The organism is Streptosporangium sp. NPDC023825 (genome assembly GCF_040639575.1).
Taxonomy (GTDB): Bacteria; Actinomycetota; Actinomycetes; order Streptosporangiales; family Streptosporangiaceae; genus Streptosporangium.
In genome coordinates this window covers 201,268-214,600 of the sequence record NZ_JBFAAE010000004.1, presented here as the reverse complement: position 1 = coordinate 214,600, position 13,333 = coordinate 201,268, and the positions used below count along the sequence as shown (strand labels likewise).

18 protein-coding genes and 1 tRNA gene are annotated in these 13,333 nt (G+C 60.5%); 2 read left to right on the top strand and 17 right to left on the bottom strand.

Going from position 1 to position 13,333, the window contains the following annotated elements:
• Window positions 1–60: 60 nt before the first annotated feature.
• Genes AB0G15_RS05565 through AB0G15_RS05535 form a run of 7 tightly spaced genes read right to left on the bottom strand, consistent with a single transcriptional unit; the run spans window position 61 to window position 3,346 of the window.
• The gene (locus tag AB0G15_RS05565; RefSeq protein WP_362835645.1) at window positions 61–522 is read right to left on the bottom strand and encodes a hypothetical protein; all 462 of its coding nucleotides are present in this window, start codon (window positions 520–522) and stop codon (window positions 61–63) included.
• Complete coding sequence (locus AB0G15_RS05560) at window positions 509–1,138, bottom strand: hypothetical protein (RefSeq protein WP_362835643.1); 630 nt, start codon at window positions 1,136–1,138, stop codon at window positions 509–511. Before AB0G15_RS05560 ends, AB0G15_RS05565 begins: the two co-directional genes overlap by 14 nt.
• On the bottom strand, window positions 1,135–1,434 hold the full coding sequence (locus AB0G15_RS05555) for a hypothetical protein (protein WP_362835641.1): 300 nt from the start codon (window positions 1,432–1,434) through the stop codon (window positions 1,135–1,137). The genes AB0G15_RS05560 and AB0G15_RS05555 overlap by 4 nt, the downstream gene beginning before the upstream one ends.
• Window positions 1,431–1,730, bottom strand: coding sequence for a hypothetical protein (locus tag AB0G15_RS05550; RefSeq protein ID WP_362835639.1), 300 nt, complete (start codon window positions 1,728–1,730; stop codon window positions 1,431–1,433). Before AB0G15_RS05550 ends, AB0G15_RS05555 begins: the two co-directional genes overlap by 4 nt.
• Window positions 1,731–1,743: 13 nt before the next feature.
• A complete protein-coding gene (gene thyX, locus AB0G15_RS05545; protein WP_362835637.1) occupies window positions 1,744–2,454 on the bottom strand; it encodes an FAD-dependent thymidylate synthase in 711 nt (236 codons plus the stop codon).
• The gene (locus AB0G15_RS05540) at window positions 2,451–2,834 is read right to left on the bottom strand and encodes a hypothetical protein (RefSeq protein WP_362835635.1); all 384 of its coding nucleotides are present in this window, start codon (window positions 2,832–2,834) and stop codon (window positions 2,451–2,453) included. Before AB0G15_RS05540 ends, thyX begins: the two co-directional genes overlap by 4 nt.
• Window positions 2,822–3,346: a hypothetical protein gene (locus AB0G15_RS05535; protein ID WP_362835633.1), complete on the bottom strand. Its 525-nt coding sequence runs from the start codon at window positions 3,344–3,346 to the stop codon at window positions 2,822–2,824. The genes AB0G15_RS05540 and AB0G15_RS05535 overlap by 13 nt, the downstream gene beginning before the upstream one ends.
• A 211-nt stretch (window positions 3,347–3,557) precedes the next feature.
• On the opposite strand from AB0G15_RS05535, the gene AB0G15_RS05530 reads away from it, so the two are divergent.
• Entirely contained in the window at window positions 3,558–4,103 is a 546-nt protein-coding gene (locus AB0G15_RS05530; protein ID WP_362835631.1) for a hypothetical protein, read from the top strand.
• A 134-nt stretch (window positions 4,104–4,237) separates the two neighbouring features.
• Here the strand turns inward: AB0G15_RS05530 and AB0G15_RS05525 are convergent, their stop codons facing one another.
• From AB0G15_RS05525 to AB0G15_RS05510, 4 genes are all read right to left on the bottom strand, one after another.
• Window positions 4,238–4,570 carry a WhiB family transcriptional regulator gene (locus tag AB0G15_RS05525; protein WP_362835935.1) on the bottom strand — a complete coding sequence of 111 codons (333 nt, stop codon included), beginning with the start codon at window positions 4,568–4,570 and terminating at the stop codon, window positions 4,238–4,240.
• A gap of 6 nt (window positions 4,571–4,576) precedes the next feature.
• Entirely contained in the window at window positions 4,577–4,876 is a 300-nt protein-coding gene (locus AB0G15_RS05520; RefSeq protein WP_362835629.1) for a hypothetical protein, read from the bottom strand.
• Window positions 4,873–5,055: a hypothetical protein gene (locus tag AB0G15_RS05515; RefSeq protein ID WP_362835627.1), complete on the bottom strand. Its 183-nt coding sequence runs from the start codon at window positions 5,053–5,055 to the stop codon at window positions 4,873–4,875. The genes AB0G15_RS05520 and AB0G15_RS05515 overlap by 4 nt, the downstream gene beginning before the upstream one ends.
• A 266-nt stretch (window positions 5,056–5,321) precedes the next feature.
• Window positions 5,322–6,380, bottom strand: coding sequence for a hypothetical protein (locus tag AB0G15_RS05510; protein ID WP_362835625.1), 1,059 nt, complete (start codon window positions 6,378–6,380; stop codon window positions 5,322–5,324).
• A 328-nt stretch (window positions 6,381–6,708) separates the two neighbouring features.
• Here AB0G15_RS05510 and AB0G15_RS05505 point away from each other — a divergent pair.
• Window positions 6,709–6,782: transfer RNA gene (locus AB0G15_RS05505), tRNA-Met, on the top strand.
• Window positions 6,783–6,836: 54 nt separating this feature from the next.
• On the opposite strand, the gene AB0G15_RS05500 is transcribed toward AB0G15_RS05505, so the two are convergent.
• The 6 genes from AB0G15_RS05500 to AB0G15_RS05475 form a co-directional block, all read right to left on the bottom strand.
• Entirely contained in the window at window positions 6,837–8,435 is a 1,599-nt protein-coding gene (locus AB0G15_RS05500; RefSeq protein WP_362835623.1) for a hypothetical protein, read from the bottom strand.
• Between the two features lie 453 nt (window positions 8,436–8,888).
• On the bottom strand, window positions 8,889–9,284 hold the full coding sequence (locus AB0G15_RS05495; RefSeq protein WP_362835621.1) for a hypothetical protein: 396 nt from the start codon (window positions 9,282–9,284) through the stop codon (window positions 8,889–8,891).
• Window positions 9,281–11,212 carry a DNA polymerase gene (locus tag AB0G15_RS05490; protein ID WP_362835619.1) on the bottom strand — a complete coding sequence of 644 codons (1,932 nt, stop codon included), beginning with the start codon at window positions 11,210–11,212 and terminating at the stop codon, window positions 9,281–9,283. The genes AB0G15_RS05495 and AB0G15_RS05490 overlap by 4 nt, the downstream gene beginning before the upstream one ends.
• Before the next feature lie 114 nt (window positions 11,213–11,326).
• Window positions 11,327–12,094 carry a hypothetical protein gene (locus AB0G15_RS05485; RefSeq protein WP_362835617.1) on the bottom strand — a complete coding sequence of 256 codons (768 nt, stop codon included), beginning with the start codon at window positions 12,092–12,094 and terminating at the stop codon, window positions 11,327–11,329.
• A gap of 278 nt (window positions 12,095–12,372) precedes the next feature.
• Window positions 12,373–12,798 carry a MerR family transcriptional regulator gene (locus AB0G15_RS05480; protein ID WP_362835615.1) on the bottom strand — a complete coding sequence of 142 codons (426 nt, stop codon included), beginning with the start codon at window positions 12,796–12,798 and terminating at the stop codon, window positions 12,373–12,375.
• Window positions 12,783–13,250 carry a hypothetical protein gene (locus tag AB0G15_RS05475; protein WP_362835613.1) on the bottom strand — a complete coding sequence of 156 codons (468 nt, stop codon included), beginning with the start codon at window positions 13,248–13,250 and terminating at the stop codon, window positions 12,783–12,785. Before AB0G15_RS05475 ends, AB0G15_RS05480 begins: the two co-directional genes overlap by 16 nt.
• Between the last annotated feature and the right edge of the window lie 83 nt (window positions 13,251–13,333).

Sequence of the window (13,333 nt, the reverse complement as noted above, 5' to 3'; positions counted from 1 at the left end):
TTGGAAACCGATCTTTTCTTAGGAACACGAAAACCCAGCCCCGTGCTATGGGGCTGGGTTTTACGCTGCTTCTTCGAGAGGTTGGCCGTATCCTGCGTCGCGTAACAGGGTGCACAGGTTTCCGAGAGTCATTCGTACGGGGATGTGCCAGGTGTTGAGGCTGACCACATGAAGGTCTTTCGCCAAAGAGTCCAGTAGCCACAGCGGGAATATCGCCCACCACCGGTCAGCGTTCTTCGGCCCGATTCCACGACGCTGGACGACCAGGACACCGATATCTGATCTGGAGTTGAGGCGCTCGGTTTCTGTTTCAGCCAGCCATTTTTCGATCTGACCGTCAGAAGCGTCCTTGGCGGCAGCCCCGCCTTTAACTTCCCAGCAGATCCCTGGCGTTCCCGTGATATCCCCGAGGTCATAGGATCCGGCGAGAGCGCGACGTTCCGCGTGCGGGAAACCGTTGAGCCTCAAAGCCTTGACGACCGCAGTTTCTGCCGCTGTGCCGATGTCTTTAGGCCTGGCCACTTACCTGGTCGATCTCTTTGATGAATTTGTCCCACAAGGATTGACGGTTGTCTTGTGTCGACTCAATGAGTCTCAGTAGATTCTCGACGTATGACGGCATCTGGTCCAAGCTGACACTGTCCAGCGGCGCTTCCAGGTCGTGGGGTATAGGGGTGTTTTCGCTGATGTGATCGTTGGCCGGGCCGATACCTGGTCGAGTTAGTCGGACGATCGTTAGCTGGGTTCCCGAAATGTTCCTTAGTGCTCTGGCCTCGTTAAAGAAACGCACATCGGAGACGACGACCTTAGATGCCGAGCCGTAGAAGATCTCTTTGACGACTGGCCGAATCCACGCCTGGTCGTCGACGAGGTTCCGAAAGTCGGTGCCGACGTGCTGGAGCAGGCGCCGAATCTCTGGGTACTCGCCCTTGGCGTAGTCCCAGCCCATCCCTTCAATGAGATCGGAGAGACGGTACGTCTCCCTATAGCCCTGAATGATGGGGTCGATTTCCAGCAGCACCTCCTTCACCTTGTCGGCGAAGGCCAGGCGCTTGAAGCCGTGATTTTCGGCCAGGATGTTGGCGACGGTGTCCTTGCCGACTCCTGCGTACCCGCAGAGGGCGATGACTTGAGTCACTTTGACTGCACCGTCCCGTCTGCCAGGATGATTCCGTATACCTTCGTGTCGTTGAAAGACCAGCCGATACTGATGAAATCTCCGGTGACTTCACGCCAGCCGATTTGTCCCGGCTCGGGATAGGCATCGAGGGCGAAAATTCGGGCGTCCTCCAGCTCTCTCCGGTTCATACTCTGAAGGCGTTGAACGACATGCCCACGCTTGGTGTACGGCCTTGGCCTGCCTGATTTCACGTAGTAGACAACGGCCGGATACTCGCTCGCCTTGCGCAGGAGATCCACTACACGGCCACTCACGCGGCGTCCCTCTGTGACAGCTTCGTGACCGCCTCGAACGCCGTGATGAGGACCGGGTACCACGTCCGGTCGACGTTGCGCTTACGGCTCTCGCCGATCGGCCGGACCATCATCTTCGGGACGTACCTGCCCCAGCTACGCTCGACACTGAGTTTGATCACCTCGGCCAGGACCATGGTCTTAGTGCCATCGGGGTGGCGGGCCGGGTAAACGACCCTGTCTCCGGCGTGGATCTCCTGGCCGAGCCAGTCAGTGACCTTGGCTTCGAACGTGGCGGGCTTGATGGTGGTGGTCATGGATGTCTCCTGTTCAAGCTGCTGCGAGGGTGGTGGGGTAGGGCATGTCTTGGAAGGCGGCCGGAGCGACGTCCTTGAGGATGGACAGGAAGGTGCCGGCGAGCTCGTAGATCTCCTTGTCGGCCGCCGGGTCGAATCGTTTAGCCAGCACCTCGCGCCAGGCGCGGGCGTTGCCGGAGATGACGAGGTCGGTTGCCGTCGACAGGGGCAACACCATGCGGGCGGCCTCTCGGGCTTGCTTCTTCGTCAGCCCGTCGACCGTGAGGGTGTCGAAGATCATGAAGTAGACCTGGAGCGTCTCCTGCCAGTGCCGCTCGATGGCCTCGTGCAGGTAGTTGTAGGGGCGAAGCGTCGGGTGCATGACGTAGTCGCGGGGCGGGCAGAAGCGCAGGCTCTCCACAGACGGGCTCAGGTGCCGGTGGCGGGTGAGTTCGGCCAGCAGGGCGCGGGAGATGCCCTTGACGTGGAAGACGAAGCTGCCGTGCTCCAGGACGCTGTAGTGGCCGTTGTTGATGATGGACTTGCCGAGGTAGTCGCGGTTGAGTGACGTCTCGGGGTTGGGCCGGTGGTAGCTGCGGTAGCAGCCGCGTCCGGCGTGCTCATAGATGAGGTCTGGGTCGGAGACGCCGTTGACGTCTTCCAGCCGGCTCTCCATCGCGCTGAGCATTTCGGCGCTGATGATCATTGGTTGGGCGATGAGCTCGACTGTGGGGACGGCGATCATGATTCGATTTCCTTGGTCTCCGGTGTGCAGCAGCCGTCGCATCCGTGGGCGCCGAGGCTTGTGATGCCGTGCTTGATAAAAAACGCGAGCGAGTCAGGGTCGGGGTGTCCGAGGCCGTGAGGGCAGGTGCGCTCAATGAGGGCGTTTTTATCCATGCGGAAAACCGCTGGCCACTCGTTCATGTGGTGCTTAGTCGGGTTATGGATCGCGCACACTTGCGCTTCGCCGCCCTCATAATTTCCGCAGGACGCCACACCGTGTGTCTTGACGATTTTCCCGTTGGGGTCAACCAGGATGCTGTAGGTGTCTACGACGTCATCGAGGTGAGCCATGAGGATGTCGTCGTTGTTGTCCTGGGAGCCGTTTATCACGTGTTCCACTTATTGTTTCTCCGGGTCTGGTCTGAGATTCCTGTGCGCCGGGTGAGGTCACGGCTCAGGAATTTCGTATCGTTTTCCGCTGCGCTGGCGACGACGGCCATCAGCTTGCGTAGCGCGTAGGTTTCAGCGTGTTTTTGGCGAGCTGCTATGACGGCTGGGTTGTCAGCGGCGGAGGCTTTCAAGGCGGTCGCCGTTTTTCCGCTGCCGGTGACGATCGCGGCGGCCTTGGCCTCTTCCAGCCGGTCTTCAGCTGTCCGTTCCGCTACCTCCGCGATGGCGCACTGTCCGGCGGCGTACTGGGTCCAGGCCACTGTCTGGGCGTACAGGCTCATCAGCTCTTCGTCTGAGAGTTCGGTCACGTCGGCCGGGAGCGTTGGTCTCTCGCCGGCCGGTCGGTCCGGGAGCCGGAAGCCCTTCGCGGCCAGGTGCTCCAGCGCCTGCTGGGTGGCGTCGTCGAGCGGAGCGGCGGCCGGCTTGCGGGCTTGGTTCACGTGCCGGGTCAGGGTCCGCATTCCAGCATTCCTCTGCGAATGGGCACTTCTTGCATTTGACACTGTCCTGCCGGTGATTTCTGCCGGGGGGTAGGGCTGCCCCTTCGAGGGCGTTTTTGATTTCCAAGGCCGAATTCAGCATGGGGTCGAGGACCTCGCGGTCCAAGCCGATGGTGAACTCTTTGATCTGCTGGTTAGCCTTGCTTTCGTAGAGGAAAATCATCTTCTCTACGTGGAGGCCGGCGAGCTGAGCCATCCATATGTAGAGCGTGCCTTGGCGGACGTGCGGAGCCAGCGGTTCGTGAAGGTTTCGCCAGACCCCTTCGAGGTCGGTGATTTTGGCGCCGGTGATGGTCTCTACAGTGTGCTCGCGCAGGAGATCGGGGACATCCATGCGCAGGGTTCCGAGGCCGACGCTCTTGATTTCAATGAGGGCGTCAAAATCAGGGACGTAGCCGTCAGCGTGGCCAACAATGAGGTGTGTGTCCTCGGCCGAGAGCGGTACTTCGTCGTAGCGCATGGTCGGCGACTTGCATGTTGGGCAGTTCAGGAAGGCTTTGATGTTTCTTGCGGATTTCAAACCGCAATTCAAGCATGTCTGCCTGCCGTACAGGAGGCCCATGTTCTTGAGCCAGTTCTGCCACTTGGAATGGATCGCGTGACCCTCTTCGAAAATCATGAGGGTCTGTGCGGAGAACTTCTCCCCCACGTGTGGGAGTCCTGCTTTTACATCTCTGATGCGGTAGTAGGTCTGGCGGGGACACCAGTCGTCGGCTGACATCTCGCTTGGATGTAGAATGTCCTGCCGGCGGGTGGATGGCTTGGCGTTCTCGGCCACCAGGTGTTCGTAGATTCGACTCAGCAACACCGATGGCCGCTTGCGCAAGGCCGCGATGTCGGCCAGCGAGCCGGTTAGTTTGATTCGGGGTGCTGCCATGTCCATTCCGAAATTGGGGCCAGGTCCGGCCGGGTGCGGTACTTCTTACGGACAGCCCGGCGTAGGAGGATTCGTTCTTCTTCGGATCTCCCTCCCCACACTCCGTACGACTCGTTGTTGACGCAGGCGTAGACGCTGCACTCATTTCGGATCGGGCAGATGATGCCGTCGTCCGTGCCGTTGCAGATGGCTTTGGCGTCTTCTGCGTGTTCGGTGGAGAACCAGGGGTCGTATTCGCGGGAGCTGGGGAAGTTCAAACATTTCGCACCCTCGGCCTCCCAGTCAGGGGCATGCCGTCGGGGCTGCATTACCACTTACGTTTTATCCTCCAACATCGCGAGGAAGTCGGTCTTCTTCAGAGTCACAAATTGGTGGCCTTGCATCTCGACTTCGAACAACATGATCCGGCCATCCAATAGAGCCTGTTTGTATGCCAGCAGGAGATCCTTGAGGGAGAGCCGGAAACTTGCCTTACCGGTGACCTTGCACTCGATGGAGTACTTGTCCGAGCGGACATCGTTCTTTCTCCAGGGCCCGTTGCCGGAGCCGGAGTTCACGGTGCCGCCGTAGTCCTTGGCGGCTCGTTTCTCTTGGGCTTGCGAGTCTGTGATCATCTGCGCACCTTGATGGCGGTGGAGAACCAGACGGCTGACCAGTGGCCCGCTTTGAAGGTAGCGATCACTTTTCCGTCTGAGAGGATTTGCAGGTCGCCGAATTCAATGACCCATTTGTCGGCCGGAATTTCTAAGATCTTGCTGTGCCGGTCGACGACGACGGTTTCCTTGCCGCACATCAGCTTCCTCCGTTGAGAGTGCTGATGTAGGTGATGAGCTCGTAAAGACCCCAGATAATCAGACCCCAGAAAACGGTGCCGACGATAAGCAAGGCTCCGATGCTGAGGAAAGCGCATCCCGCCTCGGGATCACCTCTGTAGTGTTTGTGAACCATCAGAAGTCTCCGGCTTCTTATCTGGCGTGTAGACCTTGGTTTTGAAGGAGGGGCTACAGCTGGCAAGGATGAGTCCTGTGATGATGCCGAGGATGACGGCGGAGGACTGCTTCATGTGTAGCGCTCGCGGTCGGGTCGAGCCGCCTCGAAAAGCACGCGGTTGCGGAGCTCTTCTTGGAGGTCGAGTTCAGCGCGGAGATCTGACAAGACAGCGTCTTGTCCCTGCCATTTCCGCTCACCGTAGAAGTAATAGGCGCCGCGCCGCTCGATCAGGTTGTACAGGACGGCGTAGGTGAAGTATTCGGCGGCCAGGTCGTAGTCTCCTCGGAAGAATCCGAGAATCGGAGCGTCGCGGAAGTAGAACCGGATGGTTGCTACCTGCTGCGGTGGTGCGCTCTTGTTCTTCAAGGTCTTTACCTTGATGGCCTGGCCGACTCTTGTCTTGCCCTTGCCGGCCCTGGCTTCGTCGATGAATTCGTCACGCTTGACTTCGATGCGTGACCACATCGCGAAGTTCTTAGCCTTACCTCCGGGCGTCGTCAGTGCCGGCCCGTACGGTGAGAAGCCGCCGATCATTTCCCTGTACTGATTGATAAAGAAACAGGTGATCGCCCGGTCCGGCTCGTCCAGTGAACGCTTCATCGCCGCGCCGACTTTCCGGAAGAACTTTCCGACGAGTCTGGCGCCGACGGCGACGTGCGCGTCCTCCATGTTCTTCTCCTCTTCCGGCTTCGCAATGAGGGCCGGGTAGGAGTCGAGGACGACGGCGTCAAAAGACCTGGAAGCGCATCCTTGAATGATGGTTTCGAATGCGAACTCCATGTTCTGCGTCGTCACCACGGCGACGCGTTCGTTGTCGACGCCGAGGGCTTTCGCCTGGTCGGTGTCGTAGGTTTCCGAGGCGATCCACAAGGTGGCGAAGTCAGGGTCAATGGCTTGGTTGGCGGCGATGGTCTTAAGAACGATCGCCGATTTTCCCTGGCTTTCTTGGCCGATGACTTCGTGCCATTGGTTGACTGCCCATCCGCCGCCGAGGATGACGTCCAGGGCGAGGCTGCCGGTGGTGATTCGGCCGTAGTGGTTAATCGACGATGCCAGAGCGATGCTGCCTGCGCCGTGTTTCTTGTTGATCTCCGCGACGAGCGCTAGAGCATCAGAGTTCAGTGGCATGTCTCTTTCCCGGAATTTCAGGGGGAATGCGGCCCCTCGGAGAGCAGTTTGGTATCCGAGGGGCCTAGAGACTGGCAGGATATTGCGCTATCCCGCAGCCAGGTCTTTGCCTTCCTGCGCAGCTCTCTGGTGATTGCGGGTGTCTCTGAACTCAACCGTAGGGCGCTAAAAGGAGTGCGGCGAGAGGGTGTATCAACTACGTGTTCCAGATTTGCGAAAGAATTTTTCGTCAGTTATTCTGGGAGGAGCTCGTGGACGGTTATCCATCCAAGCGTCATGTAAAGGGCATGGCCTTCTCGCTACGGAAGGTCGCCGCTCGCGAGCTCATAGCGGGGTAGAGCAGCTCGGTAGCTCGTTTGCCTCATAAGCAAAAGGACGCAGGTTCAAATCCTGTCCCCGCTACGTAGACCCCGCCGGTTTTTTGCCCCTCTTTCCCGGCGGGGTCTTCTCGTTTTTCTAGACTCCGCAGACGCCAGAGGCGCATGCCTGGCCGGAGCCGACTTCCTCGTACTCGTAGCCCTCCCAGCCGTTGGCCTCGGCGTAGGGCACAGCCGTCAGGGGCTGACCGCCGCGTGAGCCGTCGGGGTAGCAGGTGACACCGCGCAGGTCCGGTAGGTGCTTGATCAACATGTTGCCGAATGCGGGGATGCTGAAGGACTGCTTCTCAAAGGCGGGCAGGTTGAGGGTCGAGCTGATGCCGTGGTCGACGAAGCGCTGAACCCACGCTTGAAACGCGATGCGACGCTCAGGATCCTCGGCCAGGCTGTAGGCGGTGTCGATGGTGTCGGGGTCGATACCGGCCTCGGCCAGCCGGGCGGCGATCGGCTCCACGACGTACTGATAGTGCCAATCCTCACCCTTGAGGTAGCGCCGCTTGTAGGCGGTCGCGAACACCGGCTCCAGGGAGGACGTGGTCTCAGCGATGATCGCCAGCGTGCCGGTGGGCGCCATCGCCCGCGTCTTGATGGGCCGGCTGACGCCGAGCTGGTCGGCGTAGCGGTGGGCGATCTCTGTGGAGGTGGCGTAGATGGTCAGGAGCTCGGCCAGTTCGGGGTCAGGACCGTAGGGCTTGCTTCGCATGGCCAGCCATTCGGCGACTCCCATGAGGCCGAGGCCGAGGCGCCGGTTTTTGGTGCGGGTGACGTCGACCTCCGCGTAGGGCGTGAGGCTGTAGAGGGTGCCGCACAGCAGGAACGCGGTGGCGAGCTCGACGACGCGCGCCATCTCTTCGGGGCCGGAGATCCGGGGCAGGGTGATGGAGCCGAGGTTGCAGATGTCGTTGTCGTCGCGGCTGGTGATCTCGGTGCAGGCGTTGCGTAGGTGTTCGCCCGCGTTCTCGCCGACGTCCACGCTGAAGCCTGGCTCGGCGGTGGTGAGCATGGCGGTGACGGTCTGCCAGTAGACCAGCTGGGCGTGCTCGTGCAGGAGGTGATCGGGGTTGTGGAAGGCTTCGAAGAAGGCGTCGTCCAAGATGACGGAGATGTTGGTGCCGTCCATTCTGGCCGGGAAGTTGAAGTCCTTTTCCTTCAGGTTCCGGACGGCGTCGGACCAGTTTTTCATTCCGATGAATTCGAAGATGTCGGGGTGCCACCAGTGCAGGCCTGCCCAGATCGCCGAGCGTCGGCTGCCGCCTTGCATGATGTGTCGGCCGGCCTCATTGACCATCTCCATGAGGGCCAGCGGTCCGGTGCTGGTTCCGCCCATGCCTTTGACGGGGGCGCCGTTTTCGCGGAGGTCGGAGTAGACCACGCCGACGCCGGCGCCGGTCATGAGGCCGGAGGTGACGCGGCGCATGAGGTCAGCCCATTCCTCCCGGCTGTCGCCGACCTTCATGAGCAGGCAGTTCTGCACCTGGTGGAAGGGCTTGCCGGCGGCGTAGAGGTATCGGCCGCCGGGGACGAACTTGCGGTCGGTGATGAGCTGTGTCATCTCCTCCACGAGCTCGGGGAGGTAGGGGCCCATGACCGCCTCAGCGACGCGGCGGGCGGTGTCCGGCCAATTTTCGCCTTCTTGGGCGTACTTCTGGCGGTAAATGGTATCGGCGAACACCGACATGGCAGTCACTGAGGATCTCCAGGAATTACTTAGACGTGGCCGATGATGTGGCCGGGATTGAATTGGTTGCTCAGGCCGCCGTGTTCGACCTGGCGGGCGGGCTGGGCGGCTTTGCCGTCTCCGGATGAGACGCCGACTCCGGAGCCGGATTGCACGACGGGGTAGCCGCAGTTGAAGCATTTCCAGCGGCCTTCGATGGGCATGTAGTTGCTGGACCAGCAGCCTGGGCACTTCTCGCTGAAGTTCGCGCTGGTTGCCTTTGTCGGGCCCTGAGGTGGCTGCTGGGGGTAGTGCTGCGTCGACTGGACTGGTTGGACCGGTTGGACCGGTGGTGCTTGCTGAGGCGTGGTGTCCCACCACGGCCTCATGCCGGCGGCCTGGGGAGCTGGTGGGGCGTTGACGGGGACGGGCTGGCCTTCGGCGGCTAGACGCTTCGCGCGTTCGAGGAAGAAATTAGACAACGGCGGTACCTACTTGTTGGTTTTCTAGTGCGTCCAGCGCGATTTGTCCGAGGACTGCGAGGATGATTTCGGCGTACATGCTGGACTCGGTGTCGATCTCTTCTTTGAGAGCTTGGAGATCCAGTGGCTCCGACTCATCCAGGGTAAGACAGGTGACGATTTCGGCTATAAGGCGTCCGTAGGCTTCGACGACCGGCCGATAATTCGCGACCAGTGCTTCGCGGAGATGGCTTTGGACGTGTTCGAAGGCGAAGCCTTCGTCGCTGGGTGGGACGACGCCCATTTTCCGCATGACCTCGCGGACTTGCGTGAAGTTTTCTTCGTGGTCGCACAGGTCGAACAGGAGTCGGAGTCTGCGGCTCGCGGTGAGGTCGATGATCTCTGTCATGATTTTGCGGCGGACCAATCTTTGACGATTTCGAAGTCCGCCTTGAGGGGGACGTCGATGAGGGCTTTCATTTCTTCGCCGATCATTGCCTCGCGGACGATGGCTTCGGCTTGTTCCAGGACGCTGTCGTGGGCTTCGGCCACGATTTCGTCATGGACGGTGAGGACCAGGCGAGCCTTGTCGTGGATACCGGCTTGTTTGAATCCACGATAGGCACGAACCATCGACATCTTGTTGAGGTCTCCGGCCGTTCCTTGGATGATGGAGTTGACCGCCTGGCGCTCGGCGCCGAATCTTTTGTAGTCGTCGGGTGAGTGAAGATCCGGGACGCGGCGCTTGCGGCCGGACAGAGTTTTGACGTATGGGACAGGTTCTCTGTTCCGGGCCGTGCGGATGACGCGGGACTTGAAAGCGTAGATCTCGGGGAACTGCGTCTGGTGTTGCTTGATGATCTCTTCGGCTTCGCGGAGTTTGATCTCTGCTTTCTCAGCCAGGAGTTTTGCTCCCCCTCCGTATCCGATCAGGAAGTTAACCGTTTTGCCGTAGATAGTTCGTTCGGCTCCGGTTAGTTCCTGCGGGCTCTTGCCGAGAATTCCGGTGGCGGTGACCGTGTGGGGGTCGATGCCGTTGAGGAATCCTTGTTTGAGGAGTCCGTCGCCTGCGAAATGTGCCAGCAGGACGAGCTCGATGGCGCTGTAGTCGGCGACGATGAGGGACCAGCCCTCAGCCGCTTCGAATGAGCGCCGGATTTTCGCTCCGGCTTTGGTGCGGATGGGGATGTTCTGAAGGTTAGGGTTACGTGAACTGAATCGGCCGGTGACGGTGCCGTATTGGAGGAAGCTCGCGTAGATTCGGCCGTCGAATATCAGGCCGGGGTTTTCGTCGTCACCGAGGTAGGCGTTGACGTAGGTGCTGAGGAGTTTCGCCGTCTCCTGATAGGCCAGGATCGCGGCGGCGACGGGGTTCTTGGCGTGGGCTTTGAGAGCTGCTGCGTCGGTGCTGTAGTCGGCCCAGGTGAGCTCGGCCTTGGCTCTGCGCTTCTTCTCGCCGCCGGGGGTGTAGGCGGTGATCTTGAGTCCTTGACCTCCTGCCTGCTTGGGGGCGTAGAGGACCTCGGACTTCTGGACGGGCGAGCTGATGTTGAGGATGCGGCCGGCGGCCTTGTAGACATCCGCCTCACGGTCTTCTAGCTCGGCGCTGAGATCGTCTCTGAGGTGCTGTAGCCACGCGGCGGAGATCGGTGCTCCGACGGATGCCATGTCCGCCACGACGGCCATCACGTCCATCTCCAGCTGCCACGCGTCAGTCAGGCCTTCTTCGGCCAGGAGCTGGCGGTGGCGCTTGTACATCAGCCAGGGGCCGATGGCGTCGAGGCGTCCGTAGGTGGCGACTGTGCTCAGCGCGAATTTCTCTACCTGCTTGCCGACGTTCTCTTTGTCATAGTCAAGGCCATAGTCCTCTTTCATCCTTGGCTTCAGGCCGTTGAGCCGATTTTCATCCAACAACCATGACGAGACGATGGTGTCGTGATAGGGCGGGGGTGGCATGAAGCCGAGGTATTTGGCGACGGAGACCAGGTCGAATGGCTCGTTGTGAGCGATCTTGACGCGGTCGCTTTTGAAGAGTGGCGCCAGCATCCCAAATACGGTGCTGCGCCGTAGCTGTGTGGGGGGTGGCTCCCAGATGGGAGACTTATAGTTTCGTACTTTACCGTCTTTTCCGGTTTTCGGGATCTTCTCTTCCCCGATGATCCGGTTTCCGATGGGGTGTGCCATGGGAATGACGACTGCTGCGCCGTGGGTGGCCAGCGATAGCCAAGCGACTTCGTTTTGGGCGGGAATTCCTCGGTGAGGTCCGATGGATTCGACGTCAAATGCGAATGCGTCGAACTGTGAGAAGTATTCGACGACTGCCTGGAGCTGGTCCACCGTGATAATCGTGGTGGGTGGGTGATGCACATCCGGCTCCGGAAATGGAGCGACCCCCGCATGATCAACGTGCACCGGTTGGTGCGCGGGGGTCGCTGGCTCTAGCGCGGCGGATTACCTGCCGTGAAGGGCGCTGACGAGCTCTTCCAGGTCCTCGTAGGTGTCGCGCCGTACGATGTCGGCCGTGTAGAGGTTGTCCTGAAGCTCTTCACGCTGCTCTGCGGTGAGCGGCTGGAGACCGAAGTCTTCCATCAGGTCCCGCTCTTTCACAGCGCTCAGGTTGAAGGTGTACTTCTTCTTGTCGCCGGCGCCGGATTCCTTGCGGCTGATCTCCCAGTAGATGTTGGGGCCGTTGAGTCCGCCTTGATCCTTGATGCGCTCGGATTCGGCGTAGTCGAGGATCAGGCCCGCGAGCGTGATCCCGCACTCCAGGACGGAGACCTCTGCCTCTTCGCCTTCCTCGGGAAGGGCGATGACGTTGAAGAGTGCCCTGAAGATCTTCTTGTCGCCGATCTTACACAGGGGGCACTTTCGCTCGTCACCTTCCTCGCGGCCGATGAAGTCCTCGTCACTGTCGAAGTCGAGGCAAAGGAAAGACTTCCGGCCTTCCGCGCCGTTTACCCAGTGGTAGAAGTAGCTGGCGATCGCGTCGGAGTCGGCGAAGGCGAAGACCTGCTCGTCGACGCCGAGCTTGAAGTTCTTGTAGCCTCCAACGACCTTGGTCTCTTGGTGGCGGGTGATGGCGCGGGCTAGAGCTCCGCGTCCGCCGGTGATGCCGGGGCGGCCGGGGCGGCTGGAGTCATGCCGGTTGGCCGGGCGCCGGTTGGTCGTGGTGGTCGGGGCGGCGTCGGTGGTGCTGCCGTGGCGGCGAATCGTTGCCATGGTTTTTCCTCGTTACAGCGAGTTGATTAGTTCTTGCAATGCTTTTGGGTCAGCCGCGACGCCCGCGTCTAGTATTTCTGTGAGATCCAGCTTCGATTGGACAAGAACAGCTTCTGTCGCCCGATCGAATAGGGCCTCTGGGACGTCTTTCGAGTCTTCTCCGGAAAGATCTAGAGCGACGTCTTCTTCGCTAATTGTAAGAGAAGCTCCCACTCGCATAGTCATGTACTTCGACTTGAGGGGGACAGTGAAGGAACGCTCCACCGTGACGGTCACCATCAAGCCGCCTTTGCGGGGGCGGTGAAGTACTTGTCGCACTCTTCCCGGAATTCCTTGGGAATTCGGGGGGCGGTGTACATGAGGAATACGCCGGTAATTCGTGCGGCGTGGACGATGCCGAGCACCTGTGCCTTGGTGTACAGCCGGCGCCCGCCTCGGGTGCCTTCGAAATTCCTCCGCAGGGGCGTCGGAGGTATGTGCCCTTTGCGTTCCCAGGCACGGAGGGTGACGGGGGATCGGCCGAGCATCGTGGCGAGCTGGCCGATGGTGTAGAGCTCAGTCTTGCGACCGCCGACGAGGTAGGTCTTGGTGGTGAGCTCGGCAAGGCGTGCCTCGTCGTACCGTGCCTCAGCGAGGCGCGGGTCCGTGGCGCTGTGCCGGAGCGGCTCAGCCACCACGCCGGGGTTGGTCATGATGTCCCCCATAGCGAATGCGTATATGTGCGATCGATCAGGGCGTCGATTTCGGCCGCTGTCAGTAGTCCCTCTTGCTGGCAGGCCCAGAGTTCGTCCTGATCGATCCAGGTGATCATTTTTGATTTGGTAACGCGGTCGGTTAGCCCCCTCGCCTCTACGAGTTCACGCGCTGCGTCCTCGTTAAAGCTCTGCGTAACCGACCTTCGGCGGACGAATCCCGTGTAGGTCTTGTCACCGACGGTCACCGGGGAGTCCAGGTAGACCCGCTGGTGACCGTGCTCGTCGACCCGGCCGTGGTGTTCGGCTACCTCTAGCAGTCGGTCGCGGAGGTGCGTACTCCGCGCTTTGAGCTGGGCGATCTGGGCTTCGAGCTGGAACCTCTGCCGGGCGAGGTGGTGGATGTCCGGCGGTGGCGATTCGTCCTGTATGGAGTTGTGGGTATGCCTGATGGTGCGGCCCATGCGTGGTGTCCCTCAGCCGTCGCATGGCCTTCGCGCTACACAGACTATAGGGGACTTTTGGGACGAGTTTTAACCTGGCCCAA

Bases quoted from the DNA above. Each gene is read 5' to 3' on its own strand.
- AB0G15_RS05550 (WP_362835639.1), bottom strand. From the start codon at position 1,730: ATGACCACCACCATCAAGCCCGCCACGTTCGAAGCCAAGGTCACTGAC.
- thyX (WP_362835637.1), bottom strand. From the start codon at position 2,454: ATGATCGCCGTCCCCACAGTCGAGCTCATCGCCCAACCAATGATCATC.
- AB0G15_RS05535 (WP_362835633.1), bottom strand. From the start codon at position 3,346: ATGCGGACCCTGACCCGGCACGTGAACCAAGCCCGCAAGCCGGCCGCC.
- AB0G15_RS05525 (WP_362835935.1), bottom strand. From the start codon at position 4,570: ATGCAGCCCCGACGGCATGCCCCTGACTGGGAGGCCGAGGGTGCGAAA.
- AB0G15_RS05520 (WP_362835629.1), bottom strand. From the start codon at position 4,876: ATGATCACAGACTCGCAAGCCCAAGAGAAACGAGCCGCCAAGGACTAC.
- AB0G15_RS05515 (WP_362835627.1), bottom strand. From the start codon at position 5,055: ATGTGCGGCAAGGAAACCGTCGTCGTCGACCGGCACAGCAAGATCTTA.
- AB0G15_RS05510 (WP_362835625.1), bottom strand. From the start codon at position 6,380: ATGCCACTGAACTCTGATGCTCTAGCGCTCGTCGCGGAGATCAACAAG.
- AB0G15_RS05500 (WP_362835623.1), bottom strand. From the start codon at position 8,435: ATGTCGGTGTTCGCCGATACCATTTACCGCCAGAAGTACGCCCAAGAA.
- AB0G15_RS05495 (WP_362835621.1), bottom strand. From the start codon at position 9,284: ATGACAGAGATCATCGACCTCACCGCGAGCCGCAGACTCCGACTCCTG.
- AB0G15_RS05485 (WP_362835617.1), bottom strand. From the start codon at position 12,094: ATGGCAACGATTCGCCGCCACGGCAGCACCACCGACGCCGCCCCGACC.
- AB0G15_RS05480 (WP_362835615.1), bottom strand. From the start codon at position 12,798: ATGGGGGACATCATGACCAACCCCGGCGTGGTGGCTGAGCCGCTCCGG.
- AB0G15_RS05475 (WP_362835613.1), bottom strand. From the start codon at position 13,250: ATGGGCCGCACCATCAGGCATACCCACAACTCCATACAGGACGAATCG.